This window comes from Bacillus sp. SD127, assembly GCF_058566445.1.
In genome coordinates, this window is record NZ_CP191226.1 from 405239 (window position 1) to 424044 (window position 18806).

At 46.6% G+C, this 18806-nt stretch carries 16 protein-coding genes and 2 pseudogenes; 9 read left to right on the plus strand and 9 right to left on the minus strand.

All coding sequences use genetic code 11. From position 1 onward, the window contains the following. Nucleotides 1-40: 40 nt before the first annotated feature. Nucleotides 41-145 (plus strand): annotated as a pseudogene (locus ACQVGS_RS02125) (hypothetical protein); the annotation flags it as partial. A gap of 54 nt (nucleotides 146-199) precedes the next feature. After that, a pseudogene (locus ACQVGS_RS02130) lies at nucleotides 200-556 on the plus strand (YncE family protein); the annotation flags it as partial. Between the two features lie 6 nt (nucleotides 557-562). Here the strand turns inward: ACQVGS_RS02130 and ACQVGS_RS02135 are convergent. The 8 genes from ACQVGS_RS02135 to sboA all read right to left on the minus strand — a co-directional run bounded on the left by ACQVGS_RS02135 (nucleotide 563) and on the right by sboA (nucleotide 7504). Then, nucleotides 563-1264: a bacteriocin biosynthesis protein AlbG gene (locus tag ACQVGS_RS02135; RefSeq protein ID WP_106019734.1), complete on the minus strand. Its 702-nt coding sequence runs from the start codon at nucleotides 1262-1264 to the stop codon at nucleotides 563-565. Beyond that, entirely contained in the window at nucleotides 1261-2538 is a 1278-nt protein-coding gene (locus ACQVGS_RS02140) for a M16 family metallopeptidase (protein ID WP_269107515.1), read from the minus strand. The genes ACQVGS_RS02135 and ACQVGS_RS02140 overlap by 4 nt, the downstream gene beginning before the upstream one ends. Before the next feature lie 5 nt (nucleotides 2539-2543). Then, the gene (locus tag ACQVGS_RS02145) at nucleotides 2544-3707 is read right to left on the minus strand and encodes an insulinase family protein (protein WP_106019944.1); all 1164 of its coding nucleotides are present in this window, start codon (nucleotides 3705-3707) and stop codon (nucleotides 2544-2546) included. Beyond that, nucleotides 3697-5010: a bacteriocin biosynthesis protein AlbD gene (locus ACQVGS_RS02150; RefSeq protein ID WP_106019732.1), complete on the minus strand. Its 1314-nt coding sequence runs from the start codon at nucleotides 5008-5010 to the stop codon at nucleotides 3697-3699. The genes ACQVGS_RS02145 and ACQVGS_RS02150 overlap by 11 nt, the downstream gene beginning before the upstream one ends. Next, nucleotides 5003-5722, minus strand: a complete 720-nt coding sequence (locus ACQVGS_RS02155; protein ID WP_106019731.1) for an ATP-binding cassette domain-containing protein — start codon at nucleotides 5720-5722, stop codon at nucleotides 5003-5005. The genes ACQVGS_RS02150 and ACQVGS_RS02155 overlap by 8 nt, the downstream gene beginning before the upstream one ends. Further along, on the minus strand, nucleotides 5719-5880 hold the full coding sequence (albB, locus tag ACQVGS_RS02160; RefSeq protein ID WP_059292334.1) for an antilisterial bacteriocin subtilosin biosynthesis protein AlbB: 162 nt from the start codon (nucleotides 5878-5880) through the stop codon (nucleotides 5719-5721). The genes ACQVGS_RS02155 and albB overlap by 4 nt, the downstream gene beginning before the upstream one ends. Nucleotides 5881-5891: 11 nt before the next feature. Then, complete coding sequence (albA, locus tag ACQVGS_RS02165) at nucleotides 5892-7238, minus strand: subtilosin maturase AlbA (protein ID WP_024123212.1); 1347 nt, start codon at nucleotides 7236-7238, stop codon at nucleotides 5892-5894. 134 nt (nucleotides 7239-7372) lie between these two features. Beyond that, a complete protein-coding gene (gene sboA / locus ACQVGS_RS02170) occupies nucleotides 7373-7504 on the minus strand; it encodes a subtilosin A (RefSeq protein ID WP_003222002.1) in 132 nt (43 codons plus the stop codon). Between the two features lie 311 nt (nucleotides 7505-7815). Here sboA and ACQVGS_RS02175 point away from each other — a divergent pair, with 311 nt between their 5' ends. From ACQVGS_RS02175 to fnr, 4 genes are all read left to right on the plus strand, one after another. After that, nucleotides 7816-8244 (plus strand): YwiB family protein, encoded by a 429-nt coding sequence (locus ACQVGS_RS02175; RefSeq protein WP_024123211.1) that lies wholly within the window; start codon nucleotides 7816-7818, stop codon nucleotides 8242-8244. Then, nucleotides 8241-9911, plus strand: coding sequence for an arginine--tRNA ligase (gene argS, locus ACQVGS_RS02180; RefSeq protein ID WP_106021906.1), 1671 nt, complete (start codon nucleotides 8241-8243; stop codon nucleotides 9909-9911). Before ACQVGS_RS02175 ends, argS begins: the two co-directional genes overlap by 4 nt. Before the next feature lie 133 nt (nucleotides 9912-10044). Next, nucleotides 10045-11232 carry a nitrate/nitrite transporter gene (locus tag ACQVGS_RS02185; protein WP_024123209.1) on the plus strand — a complete coding sequence of 396 codons (1188 nt, stop codon included), beginning with the start codon at nucleotides 10045-10047 and terminating at the stop codon, nucleotides 11230-11232. A gap of 110 nt (nucleotides 11233-11342) precedes the next feature. Beyond that, the gene (fnr, locus tag ACQVGS_RS02190; RefSeq protein ID WP_101859805.1) at nucleotides 11343-12059 is read left to right on the plus strand and encodes a fumarate/nitrate reduction transcriptional regulator Fnr; all 717 of its coding nucleotides are present in this window, start codon (nucleotides 11343-11345) and stop codon (nucleotides 12057-12059) included. Nucleotides 12060-12091: 32 nt separating this feature from the next. On the opposite strand, the gene ACQVGS_RS02195 is transcribed toward fnr, so the two are convergent. Beyond that, entirely contained in the window at nucleotides 12092-12811 is a 720-nt protein-coding gene (locus tag ACQVGS_RS02195; protein WP_101859806.1) for a YwiC-like family protein, read from the minus strand. A gap of 143 nt (nucleotides 12812-12954) precedes the next feature. On the opposite strand from ACQVGS_RS02195, the gene ACQVGS_RS02200 reads away from it, so the two are divergent. The 3 genes from ACQVGS_RS02200 (at nucleotide 12955) to narH (ending at nucleotide 18788) form a co-directional block, all read left to right on the plus strand. Further along, nucleotides 12955-13431 carry a cyclic nucleotide-binding domain-containing protein gene (locus ACQVGS_RS02200; protein ID WP_024123206.1) on the plus strand — a complete coding sequence of 159 codons (477 nt, stop codon included), beginning with the start codon at nucleotides 12955-12957 and terminating at the stop codon, nucleotides 13429-13431. A 217-nt stretch (nucleotides 13432-13648) separates the two neighbouring features. After that, complete coding sequence (locus ACQVGS_RS02205) at nucleotides 13649-17335, plus strand: nitrate reductase subunit alpha (RefSeq protein WP_491830844.1); 3687 nt, start codon at nucleotides 13649-13651, stop codon at nucleotides 17333-17335. Further along, complete coding sequence (gene narH, locus ACQVGS_RS02210) at nucleotides 17325-18788, plus strand: nitrate reductase subunit beta (protein WP_024123204.1); 1464 nt, start codon at nucleotides 17325-17327, stop codon at nucleotides 18786-18788. Before ACQVGS_RS02205 ends, narH begins: the two co-directional genes overlap by 11 nt. Nucleotides 18789-18806: the final 18 nt, after the last annotated feature.

Below are 18806 nucleotides of genomic sequence, written 5' to 3' on the forward strand. Positions count from 1 at the left end.
TCAACTGTATATTGTGCATTTCTAAAAGGGATGAGAAATCATGAAAAAGAATGATCTTTCTGTTTTACAGGAAAATTGTTTCTGTTTTTGTGATGAAGATGCCAGCAGTGAAGCGCTATTTCAAGTGCCGATTGAAGTTCCGGAGGGGTTTGCCGTTGATCCTGCGGAAGCAGTCACTGCGGTTACATGGAGTACAGACGTGATGAATGGTGAACTGTGCCGAAGGGTGTAACAGATATCAGTTTGTCACCCTTGAGCAGGGGAGGTGACTTTGACCGTCTATTTGAAACTTTGAGGACAATTGTATTTTCTCTGGATAGTACTAGGGCTTATTTTCTAGAGCCTTATAGTGAACCGTTTCTCATTAACAATGTATATGTCGTTAATACTGCCGCACAAAGGATCATCGCAAACGTGTCTCTTCCTAATGTCTATGACCTTACAGTAACGCCCGACAAAGCCCGGCGACAATGCAGGGACCGTGTACCGCACGAGTGATGATTCAGCCGTGACGGTCATTCCGGTTGGCGCCGGTCCGTCCTCGATTGCAATGTAGATGTTTTTATAGATCGAGAGAAGCAGGGCTGCGGTAAGAGAATCGTTTATAAACAAAAGATCCGATCTGCTGGATGGCAGCTAAGGTGATCAGAAACAGCAGTTCACTTATAGTAAAACTGAGCATCCACCAAATCCCGGCTCCTGTCAGCACTCCCACCAGCACTTTTCTGAACAGGTTTCCGTGCTGAAAAAGCTGCAGCAAGTACGTTCGCATATAAAACAATAAATACAACATCAGTAACACCGCAAGCCCCATTGTAATGGCAGGGGGCGTATGAAAGCTGAAGGGAACGGCCTTGACGATTTCAAACATGCAGCCGAAAACGATGACCTGATACAATACAGCAGCCATCACATATGATTGGCGAATGCCCTTATAGCTGTCGCGCAGCAATTTTACATCGTCGGCATAACGGCTGCACAGCTTGCGATGCTGGAAGTCACAGCAGCTTTGATGAGACTGTGTGAGTTTCTGAAAAGCTGCTGTCATGTTTTTGACAGATTGCGTCACGTAGTGAAGATACAAAAAGGCGGGCAGCATCAGTACGGAAGCGGCACAAGCCAACAGCCCAAGGCGGACAGCGTCATTTTTGATCAGCTGTACATATTGGCCCGCGGCTTCGGCACCTGAGTGAAACCAGCCAAAGGAATAAGCCGCCATGGCCGCAAGCAGCAATAATAAAGTAAAGACAGTGCTTTTTTTCATTGTCTCATCACTTCTTTCTTGGGTACATGAATGACTGCTTTGTGAGAAGAAACCATTGCTTCAATGAGAGCCAAGAAATCATGAGAATTCATCTGCTGAATGGTGCGGTAAAGGCCGAGAAACGAGCAATCGTACTGTTCACACTCTGCCGCCCATTCAAAGCATTTACGCGCGTAATCACTGTCATAGATGATCGCGTTGACTAAAGAATCCTTGCCGTACTCAAGCCAGGCTTCGGTACGGTTTTTCTGCTGCGTGATATAGTAGGATGCCACATCGATGTATGCGGAAGAATGCGCCCCTTTACTGTGAAGGATCAAAAAGCCGCCATCCTCTGATAAGTGAACATCCGCTGATAGGCTTTGGATATTCAAGCGGTACGTTTGCCGGATCTCTTGAAAAAACGGCGAATCCATGTGAAACAGGATGCGAGAGGCAATGTCCCAGTACAGCTTCAAGGTCAAAAGTCCGTTTTCTCCTGGGAGCGCCCCGACTTGTATTCCGGTCCAAGTGTCTTCCGGCCGCTCCAGATCACCCTTTACCTCTTTTGGTGAGAGGGGAGGGCACGCAGGGACGATCTTTCTGTCAGAGCGGCTGCCAGAACGCTTTTCCAGCCTCAGCTGAGAAGGCAAAAGAGTTTCCGCATCTTCTGGGCCGCCAATCAGAAACAGCGTCATCCGATGGGGCTGGTAGGCGGCAGCATAGGCTTCCTGCAGATCACAGATCGTCAGAGCCTCAATGTCTTTTTTTCTGCCTGCGGGGAAGACTGCGGCTGGTGAGGCAGGAGACAGCATCTGGATCAGCTGATAATGGTAATGAAGCCGGTGGTTGAGAAGCGCCGTTTCTATTTCACTTGTAATCACGGCTTTTTCCTGAGCAATGATCTGCTCGTCAAACGAGTGGTTCCATAAAGCGTCAAGCAGGATTGGAATGGTTTGTCTGAGCCGATCCGGCAATGAGGTAAACATGAAATTTGTATCAGTGTAAGTGGTGAACGCATTTAACAGCGCGCCGTGTTCAAAAAAATCACTATACAGGTTCCGTCCGTTATGCCAAAAGAGGAGATGTTCTAAAAAGTGCGCTGTGCCATATGGCAGCATCCGGCCGCCGGTTTCTGACTGTAAACGGATATCCCGGCTTCCAAAGCCGGTTTTGACATTGCACAATCTTAAATGGGCGCGGGGAAATTGTAACCTGAATATTTTCATTCCCTTGTCTGTGTATCTGATATCGGTTTGTTCATCCAGCTGTTGAAAAAAGGCTTCCTTTTCCATATCTCTCATCCCCTTACTACATGAGCTCCGATATATGTAAGATTTTTGATGAATTGCAGCAAATCGCGGCACGTGACCGCTGAGATGCTGTCCAGCAAGTCTTCTTTTTTGCAAGAGAAACGGCGCAGGATTCCCATATAGGCTAAGAGTCCTTCAGGAGAATCAAATTGCAGCAGGATTTCATTGATTAAAAATTGTTGTGCCTTTTTTAATTCCGGTTCATCCGCGTGGAAACGCGATACAGCTTCCAAAACTCTTGGAGGAATCTCGTTTTCATGAAGCTGGTCGGTGCATACGGAAACAAGCAGCATATTGCTCATGATGTCATAGCGGGTGATCACATGATAAACGGCCAGATCTTTTTCGCGAAAATGCCGAAATAAAGCGGAATGGCCGTATTTGCCGAGCAATCCGTCTATCAGCTGGATGGCTAAATAATCGCGGACATCTTTCATGTCTCCGCAGTCAAAGCCAAGTGTCATAACGGACGGACCTGCTGTGCTGCGTGTCTCTGTTTCGAAAATATCCTGATTCACGGGTTTTCTTACAGCAGACATGGCAGACGCCTGTGGGGCATGTCCCTGAACATCACATGACTGTATGTTTCCTAATATGTTCAGCTTTTTCTGCTGAGAAAATAAATCAGCGATAAATTCCGACGCATCCAGAAAACGTTTAGGATGCACAGCCATAAGCTTGTCTTTCCGGCCAAACATGGCAGTGCCGTACATCGGGTTTCCAAAGGCTTCCTCCGCCAGACGGGCTGCTGAATAGGAGAACGGGTCAGCGAATGTCTTTTCCATTTTCAGCAGCAGTTCAGCTTTTGCCTTTTCCGCTGCGCTGGCAGAAAGAGAAGCCGGAAAGGAGGACATGTCAACAAAGGTGTTCAGAACGGCATCTGTATGAAATCCCTCAGCATATAACGGATGAATCATGCGGGTCCCGTACGTTTTCAGCTGCCGGTCAAAAAAGAGATTTGCTGAATACATGAAGCGGCGGCCGGCGGCATAGCCGAAAGTGTTGATGATGTTTTGCTTCTGGTGTGCAGCCGCGCCATAAAAATAGATCGTTTCTTCTTCAGGTTCCGCCGCGCTTTCGATCGGCTTCAGAAAGCTCGCGGCAATCGAGATGGTTGAAAATTGATCAGTCGTCAGCAGGTTAACTTCCAAGCCGTTCTCTTTTTCCGCTTGTATCAAAGAAACCACCATCCTGTTTTTGCAGTAAATAGACAATGATCAGCCCGGCAATCGGAATGACTGCCAAGGAAATAACAGTGCCTGTTAAAGTAGCTAAAAAAAGAGGGATACAAAATACATAGGAACGGTATTTAGAGAAACCGCTCCAGAGCTGCTGCTCCGTCTGCCAGCTGAAGGACGGCTTTTTTTCATCTGAAATTAACCGAATATAAGCCCCTGCCAGCAGCAATTCCATACACTGCAAAAAAGTCAAAAGGGAAATCGGCCGGCCGCTGATCAAGCCCATAATCATGGCAATCAAAATAAACCCGCCGGCCAATAAACCGGAATAAAAGCGATATTTCGCCCAAAGCATCGTTCTGCGTTTAATCGGAAGCGTGATCAGCAGCATCCGGTCATTTTTTTCAAGAGAATACAATAAAGCAATCGGTGAGCAGATCAGCAGGAGAGCGCTAATTACGATATAGACGACATGCTGATCGGCAATGCCGGTGTTCATCATCTGAAACGAAAAGAAGCCGCTGAATGCCCCCATTACGATATAATTTAACAGCATCGCTTTGGAGGAAATAAACCGGTTCCATTCTCTTTTATAAAACGAAAATTCTGATGTCCGCATAAAAGAATGCATTTTGCTCTGCTGCTGAGGCGCCTGCAAAAATGAAGGGAAGTCAATCACAATAGCCCAGAGCATATGAATCGCACATAGCGGGATCGTCACGGCAGGCATCAAAGCCGCACTGAAGCACACGCAGGTGAATGCCGCCGCATGCAGCAGGAGTGCCGTTCTCCTTTTTTTGACGAAAAGATTGCTTAACAAAACGCCGAAAATAATCGAATAGACAGTAAAAAACGAAAATCTGCCGAGCCAATACAGGGTTTGTGCTCCTGACAGCGTTCCGTTTCCGAATAAGAACAGCGGTAATATGAAAAAAAACAGCGTCCTTCTCAAGCAAGTATCAACAAACAAAACCGCACTCTGAGCGAGCCAGAAGCTCCGGGAAGAGATCGGCAATAGACAGCTCAGCTTCATGTAAGATTCCTTCCATTGGGATGTAACAGAGAGAAACACCATGTACGCATTCATAAACAGAAGCGCGAGCGTGATGTATGTTTTTCCTAAGGCTGATTCATCAATGCCTGCCTGGCGGATCAGCCCGATTTCAAACAAGGCCAGAACGGCAAGCCCTGCGGTGATGCGAATGGCGTCTTTTTTTCCTTGGCGGCCGTAAAGCTGTTTGAACAGCAATGACAGAATCGGAAACAGGTTATTCATGGCCGATCACCTCAAAAAATTCACGCCGAAGATCAGTCTCCTCTCTAATCGGAATGACCTTCCGGATCTGTTTGTGATGAAGAATGGCCGCATAATCACAAAATCTCTGCACCACATCGAGCAAATGGGAAGAAAACAAAATCGTTCCGCCTGCCTTGCAATACTCCTGCATTTTCTGATAAAAGACCTCTATTGACTCCACATCCAAGCCGACAAGCGGCTCATCCAAAATAAACAGGGGAGCCCCGAGCAATAGCCCGGTCATCAACACAACCTTTTGCCTGTTGCCGAGAGACAGCTCGGAAATTCTCCGGTTTGTGTATTGGGAAAAGTGAAATTCCTCTGCCAAACTGTTAAATTGCTGCTCTGAGAAATCTTTCTGATACAAAGAATGAACGAAAGAAACATAGTCCTTCGCCGTAATTTCTGTAAATAGAAGCGGATAATCGGCAGCAAAGTAGCGGCGGATCTTCAGCTCATCTGATGTTTTCTGCGGCATGCCGGCGTCCGCTTCAATGCCGCACAGCGTAAAGTGCCCGCTGAAATTGCGGTTTACCCCTGTCAGCGTATTGATCAGCGTTGTTTTTCCGGCGCCGTTTACCCCAAGCAGTCCGTAAACGGCGCCTTTTTCTAAATGTAAATCTACGTTTTCTAAGATGACGTTGTCTTGCTCGTACCACACGGATACATCGTGTATATCCAAAATGCTCATCGCGAGTCAGCCTTCCGCGCGCGCATACCGAAAATAATGGCGATGGCGATAGAAATCAGCGTAAACACATAATCGCTTTTTACGAAGTAGACGACCGCGCCGATGACAAAAATAAATGAAAGGATATACAGTAACATTTTTCTTTGTGCTGGTGACAAATTGTTCCCTCCTAAATAAGCTGGACCACATCTTCTAATTGTTCATTTTTCGCCCAGGAGCAAATGTTTTTTCTGTGGTATTTGTTGGAGTTCAGCCCTTTTAAGTAACAGCCTCCGCAATAGCCGCTGAACGGGCATTTGTCTTTCATGCAATGCTCGCTGAACCGCGGCGCCTGCGCTTTCCACAATTTATGGACAAGAGGGGAGTCAAAGATGCTTTCATATGAATCATGAAATATATTTCCCAATGAAAATTCCTTCGGGAAGAGTGCGCACGGTCGTACTTCTCCGAACGGGCTGATCACAATTGATTTCCAGCCGGCGCCGCAGTTCGCCGCACGTTTTCTTTCATACGGAATGATCGGGATCAAATCTTTAAATTCATCAATGACATTTTGCTCGTACTCCATAAATTTGCGGTGCTGTTCGGCATCTTTCGTCGGATGGACAATATCTCTGCCTCTTCCGAAATCATCAACCCAATTGTAAGAGAACGCTTTCGCCCCGAGATCGCGCACCTTTTGGGCCATATCGTGGATTTCCCACATGTTTTTTTCGAAAACCGACATGGCGACTCTGACAAAAATACCATGATCACTCAACAATTTTATCGTTTTACAGGTTTGGGCAAAAGAGCCTTTTCTCCCTCTAAATGAATCATGCACTTCGGACTGTACGCTATCCAGTGATATGCCGACGATGATTTTTTGCTTATAGGCTTTTAACATCTCCAGGCTTTCTTTTCGCATCAGCGTTCCGTTGGTTAAGACGGCGACTTTTTTGAATTTCTTTAACACATATTCAAGAATCTCATTGGCGTTTGGATGGACGAAAATTTCGCCGCCTGTGATTTCACACGTTAAAACGCCGTTATCATACAGCATATCAGCCGTTTTCTTAAATTGATCAATGGATACGGTGCCGAGCGCTTCCGGCGAGCTTTCTAAATAGCAGTGGGCGCACTTTAAATTGCAGCGGTGCGTCAGCTCAAAGGTGGCATGCAGCGGCATCGGAAATTCATTGCTTCCGCTGGTGGCGATTTTGTGAAAGCGGGCCCGGTTTTCAAGCTGAATGACCTGCTTGTTCAAAAGCATGCTGAGCATGTCATAGTACCAGTCCTTATGGTCTTCCGGCGACTCATCATACTTTGCGCATTGCTCTTCTAAAATTTGTTCAGCCGTTCTTTGACCGTCCATCAGCATACAAAGCTCGTAAGCCGTTTTGTTGAGATCTAAGTATTCAAAATCAGAGATCGAGACGTTATCACGCAAGTAGTCAATTTCCAGCACACCGCCCTCAGGCAACTGGTGGACTCTTACACTTTCATTAATAAATGGAAACATCTGCTCTATAAACAAAATACCATCCCCTATACATATGATTCAAATATAAAAATCACTGTGTATGTATAACCAAGAAGTAGGTTTTAGTTAAAATTTGTATTTTAGTTAAAAAGGGCATAGTAATTTACTATGCCCTTTTCCGGAGAACCTTATCCCCAGAGACCGAATAGACCTGTTGCACCGGCAATTTCAAAATCAGGGATAGGTCCGTCCACTAAACAAGCGGCTCCGATTGAACATGTCGCGCAACCTTTGTTTTCTACAATGACAGCTTTTTTCATAATTGAATCCTCCCTTTTTTTGTTTTTCTAGCAGATCTTTGATGTACTTTTATATTAAAACTATCAAATTACCATTTCAATACATATATTTTGAAGAAAATGTGAATTGTAAACGGTAGAATTCGGAAAAATGTAATATTTCCTAAAGGTAATCAGTGGTATGATTTTCTCTTCTATAAAGGAATTGCTTTTTCTGAGGTTTATCTTCAAATCTGATGAGCAATGATGGTAAGATAGAAGCAGTTGAAGTTTACAAACCGAATGATTATACTATTCAAGTCAAAGTGGAAAGATGAAAAGGACGTGTCAGAATGAAGCAAGAGACACCGATAACAATCCATGTGAAATCTGTGATCGAGGATGACGGAAACGAAGAAGTGATCGAATTCCGCACTACCGGATTTTACTATGTGAAACAGAATAAAGTGTATCTATCTTATTATGAAGAACACGACTTAGGCAAAGTGAAAACGATTGTAAAAGTAAGCGAAGGCGAAGTGCTTGTCATGAGATCAGGCGCTGTCAAAATGAACCAGCGTTTCGTAACTGGAGCTTCCACAATCGCCAAATATAAAATGTCATTTGGTGAGCTTGAGCTGAAAACGAGCACAAAATCGATTCAATCTGATCTCGGCGAAGAACAAGGCCGTATCAGTATCGCATATGATATGCATGTCGGAGACGAGCAGCAGCATTTACATAATATGACGATCACGTATGAGGGAGGAACTCACGCATGAACATTGCGGAACAAATGAAGGACGTGCTGAAAGAAGAAATCAGAGCAGCCGTTCTGAAAGCGGGACTGGCTGAAGAAAGCCAGATTCCAAATGTCATTTTAGAAACACCGAAGGATAAAACACACGGCGATTATTCAACAAATATGGCGATGCAGCTCGCGAGAATCGCGAAAAAAGCGCCGCGCCAAATCGCTGAGGAAATTGTCGCTTCTTTTGATAAAGGAAAGGCTTCTATTGAAAAGCTTGATATCGCCGGTCCTGGTTTTATCAATTTCTATATGAACAATCAATATTTAACGAAGCTGATCCCGTCTGTATTGGAAGCGGGAGACGCGTATGGAGAAACAAACATCGGAAACGGCGAACGCGTTCAAGTGGAATTCGTATCTGCAAATCCGACGGGGGACCTTCACTTAGGCCACGCGCGCGGTGCGGCTGTCGGCGATTCCTTGTGCAATGTGCTTGCAAAAGCGGGTTACGATGTGAGCCGCGAATACTACATTAACGATGCCGGAAACCAGATTAACAACCTGGCGCTTTCTGTAGAAGTCCGTTACTTTGAAGCGCTTGGACTGGAAAAACCGATGCCGGAGGACGGCTACCGCGGTGAGGATATCATTTCAATCGGAAAGCGTCTCGCTGAGGAATACGGCGACCGTTTCGTCAACGAAGAAGAAAGCGAACGCCTCGCATTTTTCCGTGAGTACGGTTTGAAATACGAGCTGGAGAAGCTTCGCGTAGACTTGGAAAACTTCCGCGTGCCGTTTGACGTGTGGTATTCTGAAACATCACTGTACCAAAACGGAAAAATCGATAAGGCGCTGGACGCGCTGCGTGAGAAAGGCCATGTCTATGAGGAAGACGGTGCGACTTGGTTCCGTTCCACAACGTTCGGAGATGACAAAGACCGAGTACTGATCAAAAAGGACGGCACATACACATACCTGCTTCCTGATATCGCCTACCATAAGGACAAGCTTGACCGCGGCTTTGATAAGCTGGTCAACGTATGGGGCGCCGACCACCACGGCTACATCCCGCGTATGAAAGCGGCAATCGAAGCGCTTGGCTATGAAAAAGGAACGTTGGAAGTAGAAATCATTCAGCTCGTGCACCTTTACAAAAACGGCGAGAAAATGAAAATGAGCAAACGGACGGGGAAAGCGGTAACGATGCGCGACCTGATTGACGAAGTCGGCCTTGATGCCGTGCGTTATTTCTTCGCGATGCGCAGCGCTGATACGCATATGGATTTTGACTTGGATCTTGCTGTATCAACATCTAACGAAAACCCTGTGTATTATGCGCAATACGCACATGCCCGCATTTGCAGCATGCTTCGCCAAGGGGAAGAACAAGGACTCACACCGGCGGCGGATCTAGATTTCAGCCCTATTCAATCAGAAAAAGAATATGATCTGCTGAAAACAATCGGCGGCTTCCCAGAGGCAGTGGCGGAAGCGGCGGAAAAACGAATTCCGCACCGTGTGACGAATTATATTTATGACTTGGCTTCAGCTCTGCACAGCTTCTACAATGCGGAGAAAGTCATCGACCCTGAAAACGAAGAGAAAAGCCGTGCGCGCTTAGCTTTAATGAAAGCAACGCAAATCACGCTGAACAACGCGCTTCAATTGATCGGCGTATCGGCTCCTGAAAAAATGTAATCAAGCTGAAAGGACAAAGCCAGAGGGCTTTGTCCTTTTTTGTTAAAAAATCGTGTGATATAGTTCACAATCTTCCTCGCCGAGTTTTTGTATGATAAGGCTGATTATTGAATCAGTGAAAGGGGCAAGCCGAATGATTAACCGTCAACACTTTCAATTATCGCTGCAGTCATTAAGCTTGGTGGCAGGGTTTATGGTTTGGGTGCTGATTTCGTCACTTATTTCCCAAATCACATTAGATATTCATTTGAGCAAAGGCGAAATTTCCTTGGTAACGGCCATACCCGTTATATTAGGATCGCTTCTCCGCATTCCGCTGGGGTATTTGACCAACAGGTTTGGCGCGCGGATCATTTTTATGATCAGCTTTATATTGCTTTTATTCCCTGTATTTTGGATCAGTATTGCAGATTCCCTGTTTGATTTAATCGCGGGCGGTTTTTTCTTAGGGATTGGGGGAGCCGTTTTTTCCATTGGGGTTACATCTCTTCCGAAGTACTATCCTAAAGAAAAACATGGCGTTGTAAACGGTATTTACGGTGCCGGGAATATCGGAACCGCGATCACTACATTTGCAGCTCCCGTGATTGCTCAAGCGGCGGGGTGGAAAAGTACGGTGCAAATGTATATGGCTCTGTTGGCTTTATTTGCTTTGCTGCACTTTTTCTTCGGTGACCGGCATGAGAAGAAAGTGAAGGTGTCCGTAAAGACTCAAATCAAAGCCGTTTACCGAAATCATGTGCTGTGGTTTCTGAGTCTCTTTTATTTTATTACGTTTGGCGCCTTTGTCGCTTTTACAATCTATCTGCCAAACTTTCTTGTTGAGCAGTTTGATCTGAGTCCTGCGGATGCCGGGCTGCGGACGGCAGGTTTTATTGCTGTATCCACGCTGCTCAGGCCGGCGGGCGGGTGGCTGGCTGATAAAGTGAGTCCGCTCCGCATCCTGATGTTTGTCTTTGCCGGCCTGACATTATCGGGCGTCATCCTGTCGTTTTCGCCGACGATCGGCATTTATGCCTTTGGGGCGTTAACGGTTGCGGTGTGCTCCGGGATTGGAAACGGGACGGTTTTTAAACTGGTTCCTTTCTATTTTTCTAAGCAGGCGGGAATCGCCAACGGAGTTGTGTCTGCCATGGGCGGATTAGGCGGCTTTTTCCCTCCGCTGATTCTGGCGAGTGTATTTCAGGCGACGGGACAATACGCCATCGGATTTATGGCGCTTTCGGAAGTCGCGTTAGCAAGCTTTGTCATTGTCATATGGATGTATTGGCAGGAAAGAATGAAAACACACACAGAGAGAAGCGGGCACAGCGTAAACTGACGGGCCGCCGGCGATTGGGGAATTCACGAGATTGTAAGTTTTTTCTGAAAAGCGCAAATGATTTCACGTTACAATAGATACACAACGTGACTTTTCTTCGAGGTGAGCTTATGAACTTTCTCTCTGTTCGAACATCTGATAAGGATCTTATTTCCAGTGATCTTCATCAATTGCTGGAATCCATCAGCACAAAAAGAAAAATCAAAAAACACACATACCTGTTTCGAGAAGGAATGGATGCAGAAGAGCTTTATCTGATTCAGTCAGGACTCATTGAAATCGGGAAGCTGACGGCTGACGGCAAAGACCTGACGCTTAGAATCTGTCAAAAAAATGATATTGTCGGTGAATTAACACTTTTCACAGAAGAACCGAGATATATGCTCAGTGCAAAAGTGCTGGAGGATGGCGAAGTGCTCGTCATCAATAAAAGCAGACTTGAAAAGGAACTTATCCACAACGGTGCTTTGACATTTGAATTTATGAAATGGATGAGCACCCATTTGCGCAAAATTCAATCCAAAATCAGAGACCTTCTTCTTCATGGCAAAAAAGGGGCGCTCTACTCCACCCTCATCCGCTTGTCAAACAGCTATGGGGTGAACCGGAGTGACGGTATTCTCATTAACATTGCCCTGACAAACCAGGATTTGGCAAAATTTTGCGCGGCTGCAAGAGAGAGCGTCAACCGCATGCTGGGGGATCTCCGCAAACAAGGGGTTATTTCAATAGAGGATTCCGGAAAGATTGTACTGCATCAGCGGGACTATTTACGGTGTGAGATTGAGTGCGAAAATTGCCCGTTAGAGATTTGTAATATTGATTAAGAGGAAACAAGGACAGCAATATGTCCTTGTTTTTATCTTGTTAGCCAAATACACATGATGGCGAAAAAGAAGCACGCATTGACGATTTCAAGTATGCCGATCGTTTGAACAGGCCACTTCTTTCCGTGAAAAAACCATGCACGCAAACTGCTGGGGATAAAGGCGAGAACGGCCCATCCACCTCCGAGAGCTGCGGAAAGTAAGGGGAGGATCAGGTGATAGCCCCACGACCAGTAAGCAAATACTCTATTATTCTTCTCCCGGATCACCGACTTCACATAAAATGAACTTCCGATAAAAAACAAAGCAGATTGTGCGAAAATAAACCATGCCCAGCCGTCAAGAGTCTCCGTCCCCAGCCAGCAGCTGGCGAGTCCGCCTGTACAAAAGAATAAGACGCCCGCAAAATCATTCAGCAGCGCTCGTTCATTTTTTTGCCGGGCATAATACACATGAATGAGAAACAGCGGCAGCAAAGAAAAGGCAAGCCAGATAAAAGACGGCTTATGGATGACGGCGGCAAGCAAAAAGCTGCAGGCTGGAAAACTGTAAGAAATTATCCACTTTTGATAGGGTTTGATTTGTTTCTTTTTTAATGCCAGCGTAACAGGATAAACAGCCAAATAAAGAAAAAGCCAGCCTAAAAATAGGGGTATATGCCAAAGAACCGCTCCTCCCTTCACCATACCGAGGCAAAACGGAATCAGCAGCATGGCCCAAGCGCCGTGCTGCTTCGGAATAAGCGCCTTCATCGAAACACTCCTTTCTTGTTTCATTATAAAAGCAAAAATACCGCCAATAAGTGACATTCATCATATCATCTGTGAAATACATCACTGCTGTCATGGATCGGCCGGGCTACACTAAAGCTATCCTTAGCACAGGAGGCTTCCCTATGAATCAGTGTGACTATTTATTTTTTTTGAAACAACTTCCTATGTTTAATGAAGTGCCTCTATCCATTGTCGAAACATTGCTGAATAACGGGACGTTTATCCGCGGTTCATGTGATCAGGATCCATCTTTTCTCCATTCTCAATCCATTTATATTGTATTAAAAGGCAGTATTCGTTTTATTGACAGCAGGCTGCCTGAAGGGTCGCAAACCGTTGCGCTGTGGGAAAAAGGCGATGTGTTTCCCATCGATCAAAAAGGCGGGATGTTTTTATCTCCATTCATTTCAGTCCGAACATCCGAAGACATTCTTATGCTCAATATCCCTTTTTACATATTAAAGAAAATCATGTCCTATTATCCGCAGCTGCAAATGAATTTTCTGGTGATGCTCCAGCAAAATGTCTTTTTCTCTTATGAGCTGTTTTTGCGATACATGCATAGATCTCAGGACGAAAACGCTGAGCCCGATTCCTAAAAGGAACCGGGTTTTTGATCTTTGAATGAAAGACGGCTAATGACTCAGGCGTCCTGCCTGAACGCCGCCTTCATCACATCCTGTGAAAGTCCATTCCTTCTTCCTCATGTGAACTTTCTGTGAAAAAAGGGGAGTGTGTGACATAGTTCACAAGGAAACATCCTGCCTCTGTATATAGTGAATTTAGAATACCTGACTCGGAAGGAGTGAAATATTCATGAAAAAAAAGAAAATGAGTCCGTTGTTTAGGAGATTAAACTATTTCTCTCCTATTGAGCATCAATCAAATAAACATAGCCAAACAACCTATGAAGATCGTGATTGGGAGAATGTATACAGAAACAGATGGCAGTACGATAAGGTCGTCCGCTCCACCCACGGTGTCAACTGCACAGGGTCCTGCAGCTGGAATATATACGTGAAAAACGGCATCGTCACGTGGGAAGGGCAAAATTTGAATTATCCGTCAACAGGCCCGGATATGCCTGATTTCGAACCGAGAGGCTGTCCGCGGGGGGCCAGTTTTTCATGGTATATTTACAGCCCGCTCCGTGTGAAATATCCGTACGTGCGCGGTGTGCTGATCAATTTGTGGCGGGAAGCATTGCAGGCTCATCAAAACCCTTTGGAAGCATGGAAATCGATCGTTGAAAATCCGGATAAAGCGAAGTCCTATAAACAGGCGCGGGGAAAGGGCGGCTTTGTGCGCGCTGAATGGCCGGAGGTGCTGAAGCTGATTTCTGCTTCTTTGCTGTATACGGTTATAACATACGGCCCTGACCGGAATATCGGGTTTTCTCCGATTCCGGCTATGTCTATGATCAGCCATGCGTCAGGCTCGCGGTTTATGTCTTTGATTGGCGGCCCTATGCTCAGTTTCTATGATTGGTATGCGGATCTTCCCCCGGCATCCCCGCAAATCTGGGGCGACCAGACAGACGTCCCGGAAAGCAGTGATTGGTACAACTCAGGCTATATCATCACATGGGGCTCCAATGTGCCGTTAACGAGGACGCCGGATGCGCATTTTTTGGCAGAAGCCCGCTATAAAGGCGCTAAGGTCATCTCAATCAGCCCGGATTTCGCGGAATCCTCTAAATTTGCAGATGACTGGCTGAGCATCCGCCAAGGAACAGACGGCGCGCTTGCGATGGCGATGGGTCATGTGATCCTGCAGGAGTTTTACGTTAATCAGAAGACAGAGCGTTTCATAGAGTATGCAAAGCAATATACGGATTTCCCGTTCTTTGTCACTCTAACTAAAGAGGATGGCGTGTATACGGCCGGGCGTTTTCTTCATGCAAAGGACATCGGGCGGCAGACGGAGCATGATCAGTGGAAGCCTGCGATGTGGAATGAACGTACAAGCGCATTCGCGATCCCGCAAGGAACAATGGGCTCCCGCTGGGACGGCCAAAAGAAATGGAACCTGCACATGATAGATGAAGAAACAGGCGAATCGATTGAACCCCGGCTTTCGGTGCTCGGCATAGAGGACGAAATCGGCACGGTTCGAATCCCTTATTTCTCAAATGAGGGGAACAGAGTGCTTGAGCGAGATCTGCCTATAAAAAAACTGGCGCTGGACAATGAAGATGTGTATGTCACAACCGTATTTGACTTGATTTTGGCTAACTACGGCGTGAATCGGGGTATCGGGGAAAAATCAGCCTGCTCGTATGACGATCCTGAGCCGTTTACGCCAGCCTGGCAGGAGCAGGTGACAGGGATCAAAAAAGAGATGGTCATTAACATTGCCAGGGAATTTGCTCAAAATGCGATCGATACAGAGGGCCGGTCCATGATTATCGTAGGAGCGGGGATCAACCACTGGTTCAACTCAGACACGATCTACCGGGCGGTGTTAAATCTTGTTTTACTGGTAGGCGCCCAAGGCGTAAACGGCGGAGGCTGGGCTCATTATGTGGGACAGGAAAAACTCCGCCCTGCTGAAGGCTGGCAGACGATCGCCAACGCTAAGGATTGGGAGGGGGCGCCAAAGCTGCAAAACGGCACTTCCTTTTTCTATTTTGCGACTGACCAGTGGCGCTACGAGGATCAGCCGGTCAGTGACTTAGCATCTCCGATCGCGGCATCCTCCCGCTACAAGCATCACGCCGACTACAATGTGCTGGCGGCAAGACTCGGGTGGCTTCCGTCTTATCCGACATTTGATAAAAACGGAATTGACCTGTACAAAGAAGCTGAAAAAGCGGGAGCGAAGACAACAAAAGACGTTGCTGACTATGTGGCCCGCCAGCTTCAAGAGAAAAAACTGAAATTTGCCATTGAAGATCCTGACAATGAAGCGAATTTTCCGAGAAACCTGTTCGTGTGGAGGGCGAATCTGATCTCCAGTTCGGGAAAAGGGCATGAATATTTTCTCAAGCATCTCTTGGGAACGACGAACGGCTTGATGAATGACGACAGCGACAGCATCCGTCCGGAAGAAATCAAATGGCGCGAGCAGGCACCGGAAGGAAAGCTCGATTTGTTAATCAATCTCGATTTCCGAATGGCCGGTACCGCCTTGTATTCCGATATCGTGCTTCCGGCGGCGACATGGTATGAAAAACACGATCTCAGCAGCACTGATATGCATCCGTTTATCCACCCCTTTGCCCCGGCTATTTCGGCTCCTTGGGAATCGAAGTCGGACTGGGATATTTTCAAGGCTTTATCAAAAGCTGTCTCCGATCTCGCGGAAGAAGTTGATATGAAGCCGGTAAAGGAAGCTGTCGCCGCACCGCTCCTTCATGACACCATGCAGGAAATGGCCCAGCCTCTCGGAAAAATCAAGGACTGGAGCAAAGGCGAATGCGAAGCCGTCCCGGGGAAAACGATGCCGAACATTCAAGTCGTTGAAAGGGACTACAAGCAAATCTTTCATAAAATGACTGCGCTCGGCCCAAACGCCGCCTTAAAACCAAGCGGAACAAAAGGCATGAGCTGGTCGATTGCCGATGAATACGAATCACTCAAAAAAAGGCTGGGAGAAGTCACCACAGACAGTGTCGCAAAGGGATGTCCGAATATAAGCGAGGCCAAGCAGGCGGCAGAAGCCGTTTTAACCCTTTCGTCCACGTCGAATGGAAAAGTTGCCGTAAAAGCATGGGAATCGCTTGAAGACATCACGAATCTGAAGCTGAAAGATCTGGCTGAAGAGCGGGAGGAAGAATGCTTTACGTTCGAACAAATCACGGCTCAGCCCAAAACGGTGATCACATCTCCGGCATTTACAGGCTCGGAAAAAGGGGGACGCAGATACTCGCCGTTTACGACAAATGTGGAAAAATTAATCCCTTGGCGTACGCTGACAGGCAGACAATCCTATTATGTCGATCATGAGCTGATGAGGGAGTTCGGGGAAACGATGGCGACCTTTAAACCGATCCTCCAGCATCGTCCGTTTCTGAGTAAACGGCCTGATCAAGAGGGCAAAGAAATCGTTCTCAATTATTTAACGCCGCATAATAAATGGTCCGTGCACAGCATGTATTTTGATTCTCTGCCGATGCTTACGCTATTTCGCGGCGGGCCGACAGTATGGATGAATAAAGATGATGCGGCAGATGCGGATATCAAAGACAACGATTGGATTGAATGCTTTAACCGAAATGGTGTTGTCGTAGCCAGAGCGGTTCTGTCTCACCGGATACCAAAAGGAATGGCGTTTATGCACCATGCCCAAGACCGCCACATCAACGTGCCCGGCACAAAACTGACCAATAACCGCGGAGGCACCCATAACAGTCCAACAAGGATTCACGTCAAGCCGACACAGATGATCGGCGGCTATGCCCAGCTCAGCTACGGCTTTAACTACTATGGCCCTACGGGGAATCAGCGCGATCTGAATGTGGTCATACGCAAGCTGAAGGAGGTCGATTGGCTTGAAGATTAAAGCGCAAATCGGAATGGTCATGAACTTAGATAAATGCATCGGCTGCCACACGTGCAGCGTGACCTGCAAAAACACATGGACAAACCGTTCCGGTGCCGAATATATGTATTTCAATAATGTAGAAACAAAGCCAGGTATCGGCTATCCGAAGCAATGGGAGGATCAGGACAAATATAAAGGCGGCTGGACCTTAAAAAAAGGAAAGCTCGAGCTGAAATCAGGCCCGAAAACCAACCGTCTTGCAAATCTTTTCTATAATCCGAATCAGCCAACCATTGATGATTACTACGAGCCTTGGAACTATGATTATGAAACGCTGACTAACAGTCCGCAGAAAAAACATCAGCCCGTAGCGCGGCCAAAATCGTCGCTGACAGGAGATTTTATGAATATTGAATGGGGGCCGAACTGGGAGGATGATCTGGCGGGCGGCCACATTACGGGGCTTGAAGATCCAAACGTGCAAAAGATGGAGGAATCGATCAAGACAGAATTCGATGAGGTTTTTATGATGTATCTGCCGCGCATTTGTGAGCACTGCATCAACCCGGCATGTGTCTCGTCCTGCCCGTCCGGCGCCATGTATAAACGCGAGGAAGACGGCATTGTGCTCGTGGATCAAAATGCCTGCCGTTCATGGAGATACTGTGTTTCATCCTGTCCTTATAAAAAAGTCTATTTTAACTGGCAAACGAACAAAGCGGAAAAATGCACACTCTGCTTTCCGCGTTTGGAGGCGGGACTGCCGACCATCTGTTCAGAGACATGTGTGGGGAGAATCCGTTATTTGGGCGTCATGCTGTATGACGCGGATAAGGTGGAGGAAGCGGCATCTGCAGAAAATGAAAAGGATCTCTATCATTCTCAATTAGAAGTGTTTCTTGATCCGAATGATCCCGAGGTTGCTAAACAAGCAAAAGAACAGGGCATCCCGACAGAATGGATAGAGGCTGCACAGCAATCGCCCATTTATAAGATGATCATCGACTGGAAAATCGCCCTGCCGCTTCATCCGGAATATCGGACATTGCCGATGGTTTGGTACATTCCTCCTTTGAGTCCGATCATGAATCTCTTTGAAGGAGAGGGAAGCCGGCAAACAGCGGAAGACATTTTTCCGGCTATCGACCAAATGAGGATTCCGATTGACTATTTGGCGCAGCTATTAACGGCCGGTGATACAAATCATATTCGGTCCACATTAAAGAAAATGTCTGTCATGCGCCAGTATATGAGAGCGGTCCAGACGAATAAATCCATCGACCCGGCACTGATCTCCAGTGTCGGCTTAACAGAACAGCAAATTGAAGACATGTATCGGCTGCTTGCGATCGCCAAATACGATGACCGATTTGTGATTCCGAGCAGCCACCGTGAAGACATTTCTGATTTATACGCTGAACAAGGGAGCTGCGGCTTATCATTTTCAGGCGGTCCCGGCTCTTGTATATAACCAAAGAAAAATGAGGTG